The following is a 14,778-nucleotide window of genomic DNA, read 5'->3' as shown; positions in this document are numbered from 1 at the left end:
CTTCGCTCTGATGCCCTTTTACGATATAGTTTCTTTTACCGCGGCGACAACGATTATCGGAATTCCAGCGTCTCTTTCTGCAACGCTGAACCCCTTTTGATTAGTGATTTTTTCTCCGCACCTCTTGCAAAACAGAAAGAAACGCGGTATAATATGACCAAAAGAACCGAATTGGTCATATTTAAGGAGGCGTGGGCTTGGCTTTTACCGACTATGAAACAGAACAACTTCACAAGGCGCTGCTGAAGGAAACAAGACGCTGCGCCGTCACACTGGGGATGAAGAAAACCTCCGTGGATCAACTGACAAAGGCTGTCGGTATCGCAAAAGGCTCGTTTTATAAATTCTACGAATCCAAGGAGATGGCCTTCTTCGCAGTTCTGGAAAGTATCCACTCCGAGCTTTACGGAGTGGCTGACCATGCACTGAGCGAAGCAAACGGCTTGCCATCGTCGGAGCGCGCGGCAGAGGCGGTTCTGGCCGTCTGCCGGAGGCTGTCCGATACCGGCGACATGGTTTTCATTGAAAACGATGCGAAGCTGCTTTTGCAGAGACTGCCGGAGGATGTCAAAAACATCCATTACCACGATGACGAGACGCACATCCGTCAGCTTCTGGAAAAATATGACCTTGTGCCGAGTGGCGGCATCTCTTTGGCTGCCGCCACGGTGCAGGGACTGATTCTCACAGTTTCCCATAAGGAGCAGATCGGGGAGCTATACCCGCAGGTGCTGGAAACGCTGGTGTACGGTGCTTGCAGGGAGCTATTTGAATAAGCCGAAAGGCCGCAGAAATGCAGCTTTTTCAAGACATGCCAGTTAGCCTCCCCTAACCGCACAACTGTGCGTATCGGTTAGATGAATCTAACGCCGAAAGGAATGAAAGAGATGCGAGAACACAAGAATTTCTGGGACAAAAATGCCGGACGTTATGACCGCTTTATGCGAAAGGATCGGGTGGCGTATGACGAGATGTATGTGCTGATCCGGCCGGTTGTAAAAGCCAAGACGGTGTTGGAGCTGGCGACCGGCACGGGATTGATCGCAAAACACATCGTAAACGCGGCGGCGCACATCGAGGCGACGGACGCCTCTGCGGAGATGATTCTTGAAGCAAAGCGGGATAATCAATCTGCAAAGCTGCACTTTTCCGTGCAGGATATGTTCCGCCTGCCCTATGCAGATAAGTCCTTTGATGTGGTGATCGTGTCCAACGCACTGCATATCGTGCCGCAGCCGGAGAAAGCCCTTGCCGAGATTCGCCGGGTGCTGAAAGACGATGGCGTGTTGATTGCGCCGACCTTTACCCACGCAGGGAACTCGTTTACCGGCAAGGTCAGGGCATTTTTCATGAAGCTGGCAGGCTTCCCTCTCCACAGCAAGTGGACGAGCGCGGAATACCTGCGCTTCCTAAGGCAGAACAGCTGGACGGTGCGGAAAAGCGCTGTGCTGAAAGCCTCGTTCCCGCTGACCTATGCCGAGTGTGTAAAAATGGAGGTGTGATATGTCATTCTTTGAAAACACCCGCAAGCCCGTGGGCTTTGGCGGGAAAATTATGGTCGCCATGATGAATGTCGGGCACAGCGCCGTGGCCCGGTGGGGGCTTCAATTTCTGAATGCTGCGCCGGACGCCAAGGTGTTGGACTGCGGCTGCGGCGGAGGGGCGAACATCAAGAGACTTCTGAAAAAATGCCCGGAGGGTATTGTGAAGGGTATTGACTATTCCCCCGTCAGTGTGGAAAAATCCAAAAAGGTCAACGAGGCCGCCATAGCGGAGGGCCGCTGCACCGTTCTGCAAGGCAGCGTGGCGGATATGATTTTTGCAGGCGACTGGTTCGATGCGGTAACGGCCTTTGAAACCGTCTATTTCTGGCCCGATCTGCCGCAGTGCTTCCGGGAGGTTTACCGGGTGCTGAAGCCCGGCGGGACATTACTCATCTGCAACGAAAGCAACGGCGATACGGACAAGGACAAGAAGTGGACGGAGATCATCGGCGGCATGACCATCTACAAGGACGCCGAGCTGAAGATGTATCTGGAGCAGGCGGGCTTTCACGATGTGCAGATACACAAAAAGAAAAGCTGGCTCTGCATTACGGCGTGGAAATGAGGGGGCTAAATCATGAGTATCTTTGCATCTATCTTACGCAGCGTATACAAGCTCTCCGGCGCGAAAAAGGCGTTCGCCTTGCCGGAGGATGCACTGAGAAAGGAAATTGAAAAGCAGAACCGGCATCGTGGCGTTTTTACGCCCACCGACCGCAAGGCATATTATGAAACGATCGCGGTAAACGGCTTTCTCTGCCTGATTGTGCGAGAACATCCGAAGCCGTCCGAGCGCGCGATTCTCTATTTCTTTGGCGGCGGCATGGTGATCGGCCCCGATAAGGGCGACCTGCCTGTGATGCGCAAGCTCTGCCGCGAGACCGGCTGTGATGTGTGGTTCCCGTTTTATCCCCTCATCGTTATACATAAAAAGAAAATAACACTTATCCCCGGCTGTGATGTGTGGTTCCCGTTTTATCCCCTCTGCATGGAGTATTGTATCACCGAAACCTATGCGATGGTTTACGAATGTTACCGGAAAATGATTGGGCTGTATGGCGGCGGAAATGTCAGTACCTGCGGCTTTTCCTCCGGCGGTGCGCTGGCTTTGGGGATCGCGGCGCACAACAACGCGCAGCCCGAGCCGCTGCCGCAGCCGAGACACATCGTCGTTGTATCCCCCGGTGAAGTACCGTGGAACGATGCGGAAAGAGCGCGGATGCAGGCACTCGATGAAAGGGACGTTTCCATCGACTATGCCTTTATGGTGACGGTGGAGAAGTTCATGCGGCATGGCTGTGAGAATGTGCCGGCCTATATGCTCTCCGGCTCCCGGGGAGATTTTACCGGCGTAGGCGATATTCACTTCTTCTATTCTGCCGACGAGGTGCTCTACGGTGCTTTGCCGGACTTTGAGGAAGCTTGCAAACGGGCAAATGTCCCCTATACGGTGTCCGCCCGCCCGAAGATGGTGCATTGCTACTGTATGCTGCCGATCTTCAAGGAGGCAAAGGAGGACTTTGCGAAAATCGTGGACATTTTGAAAAAATGGGATTGGAAACGGTCGTGTGATGATTGAAACACGGAGGAAGAACCATGGAACGAAAAGAAGCCATTCGCGGTGCGTACCGAATGACAGGTGGAAACAGCCTTTATGACGGCATGATCACCTGCTCTACTCTGAGCGGGAAAGCGGTGTGCCGCTTGGTGTGGGCAATGAACAAGGCGGAAAACGACGCCTATCTGGAAGAGGCAATGTCCGGTATTCCGGAAATGTCGCAGGGGCGGCACTCGAATCTTGGAACGGTGTTCTTTGCGGTAGGCTTCAGCGTGATGATGGTGCTGGATGTGGCGCTGGGATAAGGAAGTAAATGATGATTTTACAGGTGATTTTGGAAGGCATAGGACTTGGCGTTCTGCTCATTTTGGTTTGCGCCATCGGTACCCGCAAGGGCGCGGTGGGCATGGCGGTCATTTCGGCAGTGCTGGCACAATTATGATGATATTTGTTCGCTGAAAGGAGATACCCATGAAATACAAAATCGAGAAAAACACGGTACAGGAAACGCTGATCATCCCGCTGTTTGCGCGGAAGGTCTGCTCAGGACTATACCCGAATCTTTACCGGGATGAAACAGCGGTTCGCCTGATTGACGAGATTGACTACGATTTTTCTGAGTCGGAGAAAAAATCCCGCAGCCTGATGCAGCGTTTCGGTTCACTGGAGGTGGCCATGCGGCAGAATGACCTTGCTTTTGAGGTGCGGGATTATCTGAAATCTCACCCCAATGCGGCGGTGGTCAATCTGGGCTGCGGGCTGGACAGTACCGGAAAAAGCTGTGATAACGGCAGCTGCAAAATCTACAATCTGGACTTTCCCGATGTCATAGCCGTGCGCAACGAGCTTTTGCCCGCCGGGGAGCGTGAGAAAAATATCCCCTGCGATTTGAATAATACTGAGTGGTTTGCAAAAATCGATGCATCGGGCGGCTCGGTTTTCTTTGCCTCCGGCGTGTTCTATTATTTTCTGACCGAGCAGGTCAAAGCTCTTGTGCAGGGTATGGCAGACGCCTTCCCCGGCGGTGTGCTGGTGTTTGACGCTGCAAATCGGACGGCGGTAAAGATGATCGCCAAGACATGGCTCAAGAGTGCGAAAATCAAGGATGTGGGCGCTTATTTCGCGGTTTCCGACGCTCCCAAAGAGATCGGCGCGTGGGACAGCCGTTTGCAGGTCTCCAGCCGGGGCTATATGTTGGGCTACAATGATTTGAAAGACCCCTCCGTCAGCAGATTTTTCCGTTTTCTTGCCAAAGTCGGTGACAGAATGATGAAGATGCAGATTGTAAAGATCAGATTTGGTGGCAAGCAATGAAAATTCTGGTATATGGTGCAGGTGTTTTAGGGTGTAATCTGGAAAGGAATCTGTTTCACGCCGGAAAGGATGTGACCCTGCTTGCCCGGGGAAATTGGGCAGAGGAAATCAGGAAGAACGGACTGCGGATCAAGGATCAATAAAGAAGGCAGCCCACCGGCAAAATGCCGAGAAGTGTTGAGGGGAATATCACCATTCCGGCTACCTGCCCGAAGAGGCTACCCCGCATCCAGTCAATGAAGGCTGCTTGTCAATGCGAATTGCACACTCCTTTACAAAAACATACCTTGACAAATCTCGTCTCAAAAGCAGATGTTAGAGGATTTTGCCCGCCGGAATGGGTTGCCCAACCCTACGCACTTTACCGATGATGGTATCTCAGGCACCCGTTTTGACCGCCCCGGATTTTTGGCGATGATGGAGGAAGTGGAGGCAGGGCGTGTAGAGGCAATCGTCATCAAGGACATGAACCGGTTAGGACGCGACTATCTGAAGGTCGGTCAAGTTATGGAGGTTTTGCGGCAGCGAGGCGTTCGTCTGATTGCCATCAACGACGGTGTGGACAGTCTGAAAGGCGATGACGAGTTTACCCCGTTCCGCAACATTATGAATGAATTTTACGCCCGTGATACCAGCCGGAAAATCCGATCTGAGTTTAAGTCAAAAGGCATGAGTTGCAAGCACCTGACCGGCACTGTGATTTACGGCTACTTATGAGACGAAAAACGGGAGCATTGGCTGGTAGATGAGGAAGCTGCCGAAGTGGTACGCCGTATATTCTCCCTCACGCTGGAGAGATATGGGCCTTACCAGATCGCCTGCAAATTATCCACAGACCGGATTGAAATTCCTGTCGTACACCTTGCCCGCTTCAACGAGGGTGTGAACCGTTCAAAGCCGGTCAAAGACCCATATGGATGGGGATCATCTACCATCGTGAACATTTTGAAAAAACGAGAGTATTTAGGGCATACCATCAATTTCAAGACCCGCAAGCACTTTAAGGACAAGAAAAGCACTATGTTTCTGAGGACGAATGGACGATCTTTGAGAATACCCATGAAGCCATTATCGACCAGCAGACCTTTGATTTGGCGCAGAAAATCCGCAGCAATGTACGGCGTTATCCAAACGGCTGGGGCGAAGCGGCTCCCCTCACAGGCTTGCTCTATTGTGCCGATTGCGGCGGCAAGATGTATGTCCACCGCACCAACAATGGAAAGCGGGTTTCTCAATATACCTGTTCCAATTATACCAAAGTTCCGTGTGGGACACTATGCTCTACACAACACCGTATCAATGAGAGTGCTGTCCTGACATTGGTTTCCGACACGCTCCGGGCTATCGCTGAATATTCGAGAAATGACCGGACGGAATTTATTCACACTGTTCAGGAGACGCAGGTTGCTCAACAGAGTGCCGATATATCGAAAAAGCGCAGGCGTCTGGCTGCTGCCCAAAAGAGAGCCGGAGAACTGGAAAAACTGATTTGCAAAATCTATGAGGACAACGCCCTCGGCAAGCTGCCGGATGCACGATATAAGGCGCTTGATGCACAGTATGCCAAAGAGCAGGATGCACTTGAGATTGAAATTGCAGAGCTGGAAAAGGCTGTTACCGGCTATGAGCAGAGCCAGAAATCCGCAGAGAAATTTATAGCCCTAATTGATAAGTATGAGAATTTTGACACTCTGACAAACACCATGCTCAACGAGTTTGTAGAGAAAATCCTTGTCCACGAACGCGCCCGAAAAGGCAGCCAGAACACCACGCAGGAAATTGAAATCTACTTCAATTTTTTAGGGCGCTATATCCCACCATCCTTACAGCCGGTTCCTTTAACCCCGGAGGAACAGGAAGAACTGCAGAAAAAAGAAGAACGCAAGGACAGGCTTCATCAGAATTATTTGAAGCGGAAAGCCAGCGGCGCACAGAAACAGTATGAGGACAAAATCAAGGCGAAGAAAAAAGCGGAAATGGACGCTAAGAAAGCCCTGATCCGGGCTGAGGATATGAAAATGAGTAAGTTGACTTACATTCGTTGTGGAGATTATGATATACCCAACCTAAAACTTTCTGAACAGCCGGAAACTTCTATCGGCAAGTACGGAAGAATGCGAAAATCCTACCTAAAGGAACATCGCCCCATTCTCTACAACCATCTGCTGATGAGCGAGAAGCTGTATCCACACCTGTTAGAGATTGAGCGGACAGCACAGGGGCGTGTGAAAACCATGTTGCCTCACATGATGGAAGTTGCGGGTGTCACGGAGGAACTGAAAGCCTGTGACTCTATGCGCTGGGTGGGGCTGATGAACACGCTGAAAGCGCAGGCAGAGGAAATTATTCAAGATGAACTGATTTACAAATAGTTTTTAGGCACAAGAAAGGCCGGGATTTTGCTATCAAGCGGCAAATCCCGGCTTTGCTCTTATCGGTTTTCCAAATTCTTTGACCGCCGGTATTCCAGCGGCGATAGTCCAAACTGCTTTTTGAACACAGCTGCAAATTTCCCTTGATTAGAATAGCCGACCTGTTCGGATATTTCGGCAATCGGACGCTTTGTGTCCGAAAGAAGTCTTGCGGCTTCGTTCATACGGATTTCCCGTAGCCAGGTGGATATATTTTGTCCATATACGCCTCTAAAATAGTTTTTCAGACTGGTTTCACTGACCGAAAAGCGTTCTGCAATCTGCCGTACAGGAATGTGCTGGCGAAGATCATCAGAGAGAATTTGCGCTGCCCTTTTTGCAATTTCAACCTGCGTTTCCGTGTAGAAGCCGCAGGTTTTCGGAGGCCGGATTTCCATGTTAAAAAGCCGGTGGAGAAGTTCAAGCATATAGATTTGCAAATGGAAGGCAGAGGGCTTTTCAGATAGCCGCCAGAGTTTTTGAAATATATTTTCCAGCTCACTGTCCGCTCCGTTGATATATGTCTTATGGTTGCCACAATAACTTTTTTCCAGCGTAGGGAGGTCAAGTGAAAAAGATTTCAAAAGTTCACCGCAGGACTGTAAAAGAAGTGGCAGGTCAAAGTATATTTTTATGCCCTGATATTGCCGTGTGGGAAAGATATATTCTTTCTGTGCGGTCTGTTCACTGACACAAAAATCATTTTCCTTCAGGTAAATGTAGGAGCCGTCATCCAGAAGCAATTCACTTCTGCCCGAAACGCAATAGTTAATCAGCAAAGGCTTTAGATTTGAATTTTCATCCGACTCCGGCCATACGGGAGCGTTTACAAAAATAAAAGCCAAAGTCAGCCCCGGAAAGAGCGTATGGAATGTCATGCGTCCCTTGCCATCTGTCCGATCCAAAAGCAATGTGCTGCTATTTGGACTGTTTTTCAAGGTCACACCAGAAACAGTATCGCTGTTTTCTAAAATGTTGTATATCATGTTACGCAACTGCTTCGCCCCTTTCATCACGCAAAATCGCTGATATTATTATACCTGCGAGAAAACTCCCGGTCAATAGATATTCTGGCAGAGCGAAAAAACTCCTTGCTATACGGGCTTAAAATACCGATATGTGCATAGAAGCACAGCTGAATTTATGCTATCATTAGGGTTAGTTAGCAAGAACTAACAAAGATGAAAGTAATCATGTTAGGAGGTTTCGCAATGAACAACAAATTGCAAGGAAAGGACTTAATCAACATCGGTATTTTTACGGCGATTTACTTTATCGTCATTTTCGCAGCGGCGTCTATCGGTTTTATCCCGATCTTTATTCCGCTTATCAGCGTGATCGTGCCGCTTGTCGGCGGTATTCCGATGATGTTGTTCTTCTCCAAAATTAAGAAATTCGGTATGCTTACCATCTGCGGAGTGCTGCTGGGTATCATTATGCTGCTGACCGGCATGGGCTGGTGGTGCATCCCTACCGGGCTGATCTTCGGGCTGATTTCCGATTTTATGATGAAAGCCTGTGACTACAAAAATGCCAAGCGCGAAGTGTTGATTCACGGCGTTTTTTCCATGTGGGTAATCGGCGCCTTTATTCCCATCGTTGTGACGCGTGACGCTTACTACCAGAACCTGCTCCCCGGCTACGGTCAGGAATATGCCGACACGCTCATGGCTTATATGCCCGACTGGATTTTGCCGGTACTGCTTATTGCTGCTTTTGTCAGTGGTCTTGTCGGCGGCCTGATCGGACGGAAGATTTTCAAAAAGCACTTTGAGCGGGCGGGAATTGTGTAATGAGCCGCGAACTTCTTTCAAGTCAAAAAAACAATAGTGGAATTTTATTAGACCCCCGGACAAAACTGGCGGTACTGATTACCATAGCTGTCTTTATTTTAGGCGGTTCGTATGAAGGTATCATGCAGTATTACATCATCGTGTTGGCGGCAATCCCGCTGTTACTTTTGTCAGCGGTCAGAAAATGGAAAGGCGCTGTTCTCTATATCCTGATTTTTGGAGGCAGTCTGTGCCTGGAAATGTTCGGTCTGTCACGACTGTCTGGCGTAGCAAACTACATTGCAGTAGCCATTGTTGGCATTCTGCTGAGGTTCACCCCCAGCGTGGTCATGGGATATTTCGTGGTAACGACAACCACGGTCAGCGAATTTGTTGCGGCGATGGAACGGCTCCACCTGCCGCAGCAGATCACCATTCCTATGTCTGTGATGTTTCGCTTCTTTCCCACGGTTGCGGAAGAATGGAGCGCTATTGGGGACGCCATGCGGATGCGTGGCGTCCGCTTTGGTGGTGGAAAAGTCGGTGCGATTTTAGAGTATCGGATTGTCCCCATGATGATCTGCTCCGTCAAAATCGGAGAGGAACTGTCCCAGGCAGCCCTTACGCGGGGATTGGGAGGCCCGGTAAAACGGACGAATATCTGTAAGCTGGGTTTTCATGTGCAGGATGTTATTTTCCTGCTGATCTGTCTGGGAGCATTTGCAGCGCAAATCTATGTGCTTGCCGCAAGGGGGTGAAGGAAATGATTGAATGTCAAGATGTGTCCTTTTCTTATCCTGCCAGTACCCTTCCCGACAGTGAGAGGCAGGCCGGTGGCGCTTTGAAACATATTTCCTGCACTATTGAGGACGGTTCTTTTGTCCTGCTCTGCGGGACTTCCGGCTGTGGGAAAACAACCATGACCCGGTTGTTTAACGGCTTGATCCCCCATTATCATGAGGGGACTTATACCGGCTCCGTCTATCTGGATGGAAAGGATACCCGTGACCTGTCACTGTTTGATATTTCTCTGAAAGTCGGTTCTGTATTTCAAAATCCGCGTTCTCAGTTTTTCAATGTGGACACGACCAGCGAACTGGCTTTCGGCCCAGAGAATCACGGCATAGCGGAAGATCTTGTGCGTGACCGTGTAAAGCGTGTAGCTGCACAGCTAAAGTTGGAGCCGCTGCTTGATAGAAGTATTTTTTCTTTGTCCGGCGGTGAAAAGCAAAAAATCGCCTGCGGATCGGCAGCGGCGATTGACCCGGATATTTATGTGCTTGATGAGCCATCATCCAACCTTGACGCATACGCTATCGCTGATTTCCGACAGCTACTCTTTACTTTGAAATCGCAGGGAAAGACCATCATCATCTCTGAACATCGGCTGTATTATCTGTCCGACCTCTTTGACCGTGTCCTGTACCTGAAAGATGGAGAAATCGAAGGTGATTATACAGCAGAGGAATTTTGTGGCCTGTCGGCAAAACAGCGCGATGATATGGGATTGCGGCCCCTTGACCTTGCGGGGCTTTCAGAAGTTGAAGGCTCGCCGCAGAGAATGAACGGGGCGGTTTGGACGATAAAGAATGTGTCCTTCGCCTATAAGCATGAGCCGGAAACCTTGCATATAACGGAAACCTCTTTCCCATCCGGCAGCGCCACGGCCATCATCGGACATAATGGTGCGGGAAAATCCACCTTTGCCCGGTGCCTCTGCGGGTTGGAAAAGCACTTCAAAGGAACGGTGCAGGATCAGAGCAAGAACTATTCCAGAAAAGAACGATTGAAACTCTGCTATATGGTCATGCAGGATGTAAACCACCAGCTCTTTACTGAAAGTGTTCTGGATGAAATTCTGCTCAGTATGAGAACTGAGAACAAGCAGAGGGCAAGAAAAATCTTGCAGGAGATGGACCTGCTGCCTTATGAGGACTGCCACCCGATGGGACTGTCCGGCGGCCAAAAGCAGCGCGTGGCGGTTGCCTCTGCGATTGCTTCGGAGCGCCCTTTGATTTTATTCGATGAACCGACCAGCGGTCTTGACCTGTTTCACATGAGGCAGGTTGCCAATGTTGTTAATCAAGTGGCAAATGCCGGAAGAACCGCACTTGTGGTAACACATGACCCGGAATTTATTCTACGCTGCTGCAATTATGTCCTTCACTTAGAAAATGGGCAAATTCAGGAAAGTTATTCCATAGAGGACAGCAATGGCCAAAAACGCCTGCTAAAGTTTTTCCTGAGTGATATGAAGAAGGAGGTGTCCACAGAATGAAGGAGGAAAAGAAGGAGGCACCCATAGGTGTCTTATGGGGATGGGGCAAACCTTATCATGGAAAATTCATCGGCAGTGTTATCCTTGCGGTATTAGGCGTGGCCTGCCAGATGGTGCCCTATTTCTGCGTGGCGCATATTGTCACAATGATGTTGTCTGGGGAACAGAATTTTTCCCGCTATGTGACCGCTGGTATTATTGCATTGTGCGGCTACTTTGGGAAGGTGCTGTTTTCCTGTCTTTCTACAACGATTTCCCACACAGCGACCTATTACACGCTGCGTGATCTGCGGGAGAATATCACCGCAAAGCTGGCTCGCGTCCCGATGGGGACGATTTTAGATACTCCGTCCGGCCAGTATAAAACGACGATTGTTGACCGGGTTGAAGGCATGGAATCGACCTTCGCACACCTGATCCCGGAAATGACCGCAAATGTGCTGGTGCCGCTTGTAATCGCCGTGTACCTGTTCCTTTTGGACTGGCGCATGGCGCTCCTGTCCCTTGTTACGCTGGTGGTGGGCCTTGCTGTCATGTCTGCCGGTATGAAGAATTATCCCGTCAAATGGGAGGGTGCTGTCAAGGCAGGCAAGCAGATGGCAAATGCCATTGTAGAGTACATCGGCGGGATTGAGGTGGTAAAGGCGTTCAGCCAGTCCGCCGGTTCCTACAAAAAATATTCTGACGCGGTGAATTATAACGCCAACTATTATGTGGACTGGATGCATGAAAACCAGAAAACCATGAGCGCCTACAACGCCATCCTGCCCTCAGTGCTGATCTGCGTGCTGCCCTGCGGTTTTGCATTCTGGCTCTCCGGCAGTCTGGAGCTTTCCACCTTCCTGTCCATTGTGATTTTCTCGCTGGGGCTGATCGGGCCGATTATTGCGGCCTTTACCTTTACGGACGATTTGGCCGTACTGGGGACAAATGTGGAAGAAATCAGCCAGCTTCTGAACGCCGAAGAACTGAACCATAAGGACACGCCGGTCAAGCTGGAAGATACCGGCATTTCTCTTAGGTCTGTGTCGTTTTCCTATGACGGGACAACAGAGGTTTTGCATGATGTGAATCTCGCCATCCACCCCGGAACCATGACCGCCCTTGTAGGGCCGTCCGGCTCCGGCAAGTCTACGGTGGCGAAGCTGATTGCCGGGTATTGGGATGTTACATCCGGCAGCATTACCCTCGGCGGCCATGAGCTGAAGGATATGCCGCTGTCTGAAATTGCAGACCAGATTTCCTATGTATCTCAGGACAACTACCTGTTTAACCGCAGTATCCGGGAGAATATCCGCATGGGAAGACCCAGTGCCACGGACGCAGAGGTGGAGCAGGCAGCCAAACAAAGCGGCTGCGACGCCATTATCCGCAAGCTGGATAATGGCTATGATACGGTTGTCGGCAGCGCCGGTTCCCATCTTTCCGGCGGTGAACGCCAGCGGATTGCCATCGCCCGCGCCATGCTGAAAAATGCGCCGGTTGTCATTTTGGACGAGGCAACTGCCTATATCGACCCAGAGAATGAGGCGCTGGTGCAGAAAGCCATTTCCACTTTAACTGTCGGCAAGACCCTGATTGTGATCGCACACCGGCTGTCTACCATTGTTGGCGCAGATAACATCGTTGTGGTGAAGGATGGAACCATCCACGCACAGGGTACGCATGAGAAGCTGCTGGAAACCTGCCCCCTCTACCGGGATATGTGGCAGGCGCACATCGGCGCGAAAGACCAGATGTAAGGGGGTGTTGTCAGATGTATGGAACATTGAAAAAAATCTTTGCTTTTGCAGGCAGCAAAAAGGGGCTTCTAAAAAAATCCCTGTTATTCTCATTCCTGTCCGGGCTGTTTTCAGCCATGCAGTTTGCCGCCCTCTTTGTAGTGATCGGCGCGCTGGTATCTGACAACCGGGACGGAAAGTTTATCTGCATTTCGCTGGGAATTATGGCCGTTTCCCTCATTGGGCGTATCATCACGACCTATTTTTCCACGATGGAGCAGACGGAAACCGGCTATTGCATGGTGGCGGAAAAGCGTATCCACATCGGAGATCGGCTGCGCTACATCCCGATGGGCTACTTCAACAAGAATAGTATCGGGAATATTACCGCCATTGTCACAACAACTTTGGGTGATGTAGAGAACTCAGCAGCCCGTGTCCTGGTGTCAGTGCTGGGCGGTTTTTTCAACTCGGTTGCCCTCGTCATCGTCCTGTTGGCATTTGACTGGCGGATCGGTCTTGTGGCCGCTGCCGGTGTCCTGATTTACCTTGCGGCGGCGGAACTGGCGCTTCGCAAATCTGCCGCGCTCAGCGGGGTACGCCAGCACACACAGGAGTCCCTTGTGGAGTCTGTGTTGGAGTACATTCAGGGGATGGGGATTGTCAAAGCATTTGGACTGGAACGGGACAGCACGCAGTCTATCGGCAGTGCAATTAAGGCGAGCTGCCGGGATAACCTGAAATTGACAAAGGCCAGCGTTCCCTATGACGCTATCAAACAGGCTGTTGTCCGAGTGTTCAGCGTCCTGTTGCTTTTGGCCTCGGTCTGGTTCTGGCTGGACGGCTCCCTGCCGCTGGCCTACGGTCTGATTTTGGTGATTGCTTCTTTCATGGTGTTCAACGATTTGGAGAACGCCGGGAATATGGCCTCTTTGCTGCAAATGCTGGCGGCCTCGATGGATACGGCAAACTCCATTGATGACACGCCGGTAATGGACGAGAAAGGCGCTGATATTACGCCGAAGTCCAGCGAGATCGTGTTTAACAAGGTGGATTTTTCCTACGCAGACCGTAAGATATTAGATCAGGTCAGCTTTACCATTCCCGAAAAAACGACTACGGCCATTGTCGGCCCTTCCGGGGCAGGAAAGACAACGATGTGCAACCTGATTGCCCGTTTTTGGGATGTGAATGCCGGGAAGATTACCATAGGCGGTACGGATGTACGAGATTTCAAGCTGGACAGCCTGATGAAGAATATCTCGATGGTGTTCCAGAGCGTGTACCTATTTGCAGATACGATTGAGAACAATATCAAGTTTGGCTGCCCGGATGCTACCCATGAACAAGTGGTTGAAGCGGCGAAAAAGGCTTGCTGCCATAACTTTATTTCTGCCCTGCCGGATGGCTATGACACCGTGATTGGCGAGGGAGGCGGTACTTTGTCCGGCGGCGAGAAACAGCGGATTGCCATCGCCCGCGCCATGCTGAAGGACGCACCTATCATCATTTTGGACGAGGCAACAAGCAGCGTTGACCCGGAGAATGAGGATGAATTGCAGCGGGCTATCGAGGCATTGACCCATGACAAGACCATCATCATGATTGCCCACCGTCTGAAAACCGTCCGCAACGCCGATCAGATCCTTGTACTGGACAACGCTCATATCGTCCAGCGCGGCACTCATGCAGAGCTGATCCGGCAGAAGGGCCTGTATGCCGATTTTGTATCGGCCAGACAGGAGGCCATCGGCTGGAAGCTGGCTCAGTAAAAGAGGACTTATGAACCTTTATGCATCTGGAGAAGATTATTTAGAAGCAATTTTGGTTCTCTATAAAAAATTTGGAAGCGTCCGCTCGGTAGACATCGCTCGACATATGGAAGTATCAAAGCCCAGCGTATGTCATGCGGTTAATATTTTAAAAGAAGGGTTTTTAACTATAGATGAGAATCACTTTTTGTACTTGACGAGTCAAGGGAAAGTGGTAGCTGAAAAAATTTATGAGCGACACCGCTTTTTTACGGAAGAACTAATAGAAGCTGGCGTGGATCCACGACAGGCAGAAACAGATGCCTGTAAAATGGAACACGTAATTAGCGATCAGAGTTTCCCAAAATTGAAAGAACAGCCTGCAAATAAAAAGTCAAGGCTAAATTGAAAGAATATTGAAAAATTTAT

At 50.4% G+C, this 14,778-nt stretch carries 15 protein-coding genes and 2 pseudogenes; 16 read left to right on the top strand and 1 reads right to left on the bottom strand.

Annotated features, from left to right (window positions below; genetic code table 11):
* Nucleotides 1-197: 197 nt before the first annotated feature.
* The 10 genes and pseudogenes from LJE09_RS02930 to LJE09_RS02890 all read left to right on the top strand — a co-directional run bounded on the left by LJE09_RS02930 (nt 198) and on the right by LJE09_RS02890 (nt 6,788).
* Nucleotides 198-776 carry a TetR/AcrR family transcriptional regulator gene (locus tag LJE09_RS02930; protein WP_055153116.1) on the top strand — a complete coding sequence of 193 codons (579 nt, stop codon included), beginning with the start codon at nt 198-200 and terminating at the stop codon, nt 774-776.
* Between the two features lie 111 nt (nt 777-887).
* On the top strand, nt 888-1,502 hold the full coding sequence (locus LJE09_RS02925; protein WP_055153114.1) for a class I SAM-dependent methyltransferase: 615 nt from the start codon (nt 888-890) through the stop codon (nt 1,500-1,502).
* A gap of 1 nt (nt 1,503) precedes the next feature.
* Nucleotides 1,504-2,109: a class I SAM-dependent methyltransferase gene (locus LJE09_RS02920; protein ID WP_055153112.1), complete on the top strand. Its 606-nt coding sequence runs from the start codon at nt 1,504-1,506 to the stop codon at nt 2,107-2,109.
* 12 nt (nt 2,110-2,121) lie between these two features.
* Nucleotides 2,122-3,123 (top strand): alpha/beta hydrolase, encoded by a 1,002-nt coding sequence (locus LJE09_RS02915; RefSeq protein WP_227310952.1) that lies wholly within the window; start codon nt 2,122-2,124, stop codon nt 3,121-3,123.
* 185 nt (nt 3,124-3,308) lie between these two features.
* A pseudogene (locus LJE09_RS18660) lies at nt 3,309-3,407 on the top strand (ZIP family metal transporter); the annotation flags it as partial.
* An 8-nt stretch (nt 3,408-3,415) separates the two neighbouring features.
* Nucleotides 3,416-3,544 carry a hypothetical protein gene (locus tag LJE09_RS17890; RefSeq protein ID WP_255601776.1) on the top strand — a complete coding sequence of 43 codons (129 nt, stop codon included), beginning with the start codon at nt 3,416-3,418 and terminating at the stop codon, nt 3,542-3,544.
* Nucleotides 3,545-3,573: 29 nt separating this feature from the next.
* Nucleotides 3,574-4,416, top strand: a complete 843-nt coding sequence (locus LJE09_RS02905) for a class I SAM-dependent methyltransferase (RefSeq protein WP_055153108.1) — start codon at nt 3,574-3,576, stop codon at nt 4,414-4,416.
* Nucleotides 4,413-4,559, top strand: a complete 147-nt coding sequence (locus LJE09_RS02900; protein ID WP_227226476.1) for a ketopantoate reductase family protein — start codon at nt 4,413-4,415, stop codon at nt 4,557-4,559. Before LJE09_RS02905 ends, LJE09_RS02900 begins: the two co-directional genes overlap by 4 nt.
* Nucleotides 4,560-4,710: 151 nt before the next feature.
* Nucleotides 4,711-6,434: pseudogene (locus LJE09_RS02895) on the top strand (DUF4368 domain-containing protein); the annotation flags it as partial.
* Nucleotides 6,435-6,788 (top strand): TnpV protein, encoded by a 354-nt coding sequence (locus LJE09_RS02890; RefSeq protein ID WP_118633944.1) that lies wholly within the window; start codon nt 6,435-6,437, stop codon nt 6,786-6,788. It begins immediately after the preceding pseudogene.
* Nucleotides 6,789-6,847: 59 nt separating this feature from the next.
* Here the strand turns inward: LJE09_RS02890 and LJE09_RS02885 are convergent, their stop codons facing one another.
* Nucleotides 6,848-7,840, bottom strand: a complete 993-nt coding sequence (locus LJE09_RS02885) for an AraC family transcriptional regulator (protein ID WP_331466559.1) — start codon at nt 7,838-7,840, stop codon at nt 6,848-6,850.
* 198 nt (nt 7,841-8,038) lie between these two features.
* Here LJE09_RS02885 and LJE09_RS02880 point away from each other — a divergent pair, with 198 nt between their 5' ends.
* Genes LJE09_RS02880 through LJE09_RS02855 form a run of 6 tightly spaced genes read left to right on the top strand, consistent with a single transcriptional unit; the run spans nt 8,039 to nt 14,758 of the window.
* Nucleotides 8,039-8,620, top strand: coding sequence for an MptD family putative ECF transporter S component (locus LJE09_RS02880; protein WP_044930260.1), 582 nt, complete (start codon nt 8,039-8,041; stop codon nt 8,618-8,620).
* The gene (locus tag LJE09_RS02875; RefSeq protein WP_055151139.1) at nt 8,620-9,357 is read left to right on the top strand and encodes an energy-coupling factor transporter transmembrane component T; all 738 of its coding nucleotides are present in this window, start codon (nt 8,620-8,622) and stop codon (nt 9,355-9,357) included. Before LJE09_RS02880 ends, LJE09_RS02875 begins: the two co-directional genes overlap by 1 nt.
* A 5-nt stretch (nt 9,358-9,362) precedes the next feature.
* Nucleotides 9,363-10,877 carry an ABC transporter ATP-binding protein gene (locus LJE09_RS02870; protein WP_055151141.1) on the top strand — a complete coding sequence of 505 codons (1,515 nt, stop codon included), beginning with the start codon at nt 9,363-9,365 and terminating at the stop codon, nt 10,875-10,877.
* Complete coding sequence (locus LJE09_RS02865; protein ID WP_055151144.1) at nt 10,874-12,619, top strand: ABC transporter ATP-binding protein; 1,746 nt, start codon at nt 10,874-10,876, stop codon at nt 12,617-12,619. The genes LJE09_RS02870 and LJE09_RS02865 overlap by 4 nt, the downstream gene beginning before the upstream one ends.
* A gap of 14 nt (nt 12,620-12,633) precedes the next feature.
* On the top strand, nt 12,634-14,370 hold the full coding sequence (locus tag LJE09_RS02860; protein WP_195277698.1) for an ABC transporter ATP-binding protein: 1,737 nt from the start codon (nt 12,634-12,636) through the stop codon (nt 14,368-14,370).
* Between the two features lie 10 nt (nt 14,371-14,380).
* Nucleotides 14,381-14,758 (top strand): metal-dependent transcriptional regulator, encoded by a 378-nt coding sequence (locus tag LJE09_RS02855; RefSeq protein WP_227310951.1) that lies wholly within the window; start codon nt 14,381-14,383, stop codon nt 14,756-14,758.
* Nucleotides 14,759-14,778: the final 20 nt, after the last annotated feature.

Source organism: Blautia sp. DFI.3.45, from assembly GCF_020593505.1.
Lineage (GTDB): Bacteria > Bacillota > Clostridia > Lachnospirales > Lachnospiraceae > Blautia_A > Blautia_A wexlerae.
Note: the sequence above shows the minus strand (reverse complement) of the source record. Positions and strands in the feature narration are given on the sequence as shown.

Bases quoted from the DNA above. Each gene is read 5' to 3' on its own strand.
- LJE09_RS02920 (WP_055153112.1), top strand. From the start codon at position 1,504: ATGTCATTCTTTGAAAACACCCGCAAGCCCGTGGGCTTTGGCGGGAAA.
- LJE09_RS17890 (WP_255601776.1), top strand. From the start codon at position 3,416: ATGATGATTTTACAGGTGATTTTGGAAGGCATAGGACTTGGCGTTCTG.
- LJE09_RS02870 (WP_055151141.1), top strand. From the start codon at position 9,363: ATGATTGAATGTCAAGATGTGTCCTTTTCTTATCCTGCCAGTACCCTT.
- LJE09_RS02860 (WP_195277698.1), top strand. From the start codon at position 12,634: ATGTATGGAACATTGAAAAAAATCTTTGCTTTTGCAGGCAGCAAAAAG.
- LJE09_RS02875 (WP_055151139.1), top strand. From the start codon at position 8,620: ATGAGCCGCGAACTTCTTTCAAGTCAAAAAAACAATAGTGGAATTTTA.
- LJE09_RS02900 (WP_227226476.1), top strand. From the start codon at position 4,413: ATGAAAATTCTGGTATATGGTGCAGGTGTTTTAGGGTGTAATCTGGAA.
- LJE09_RS02885 (WP_331466559.1), bottom strand. From the start codon at position 7,840: ATGAAAGGGGCGAAGCAGTTGCGTAACATGATATACAACATTTTAGAA.
- LJE09_RS02865 (WP_055151144.1), top strand. From the start codon at position 10,874: ATGAAGGAGGAAAAGAAGGAGGCACCCATAGGTGTCTTATGGGGATGG.
- LJE09_RS02925 (WP_055153114.1), top strand. From the start codon at position 888: ATGCGAGAACACAAGAATTTCTGGGACAAAAATGCCGGACGTTATGAC.
- LJE09_RS02880 (WP_044930260.1), top strand. From the start codon at position 8,039: ATGAACAACAAATTGCAAGGAAAGGACTTAATCAACATCGGTATTTTT.
- LJE09_RS02915 (WP_227310952.1), top strand. From the start codon at position 2,122: ATGAGTATCTTTGCATCTATCTTACGCAGCGTATACAAGCTCTCCGGC.
- LJE09_RS02905 (WP_055153108.1), top strand. From the start codon at position 3,574: ATGAAATACAAAATCGAGAAAAACACGGTACAGGAAACGCTGATCATC.
- LJE09_RS02890 (WP_118633944.1), top strand. From the start codon at position 6,435: ATGAGTAAGTTGACTTACATTCGTTGTGGAGATTATGATATACCCAAC.
- LJE09_RS02855 (WP_227310951.1), top strand. From the start codon at position 14,381: ATGAACCTTTATGCATCTGGAGAAGATTATTTAGAAGCAATTTTGGTT.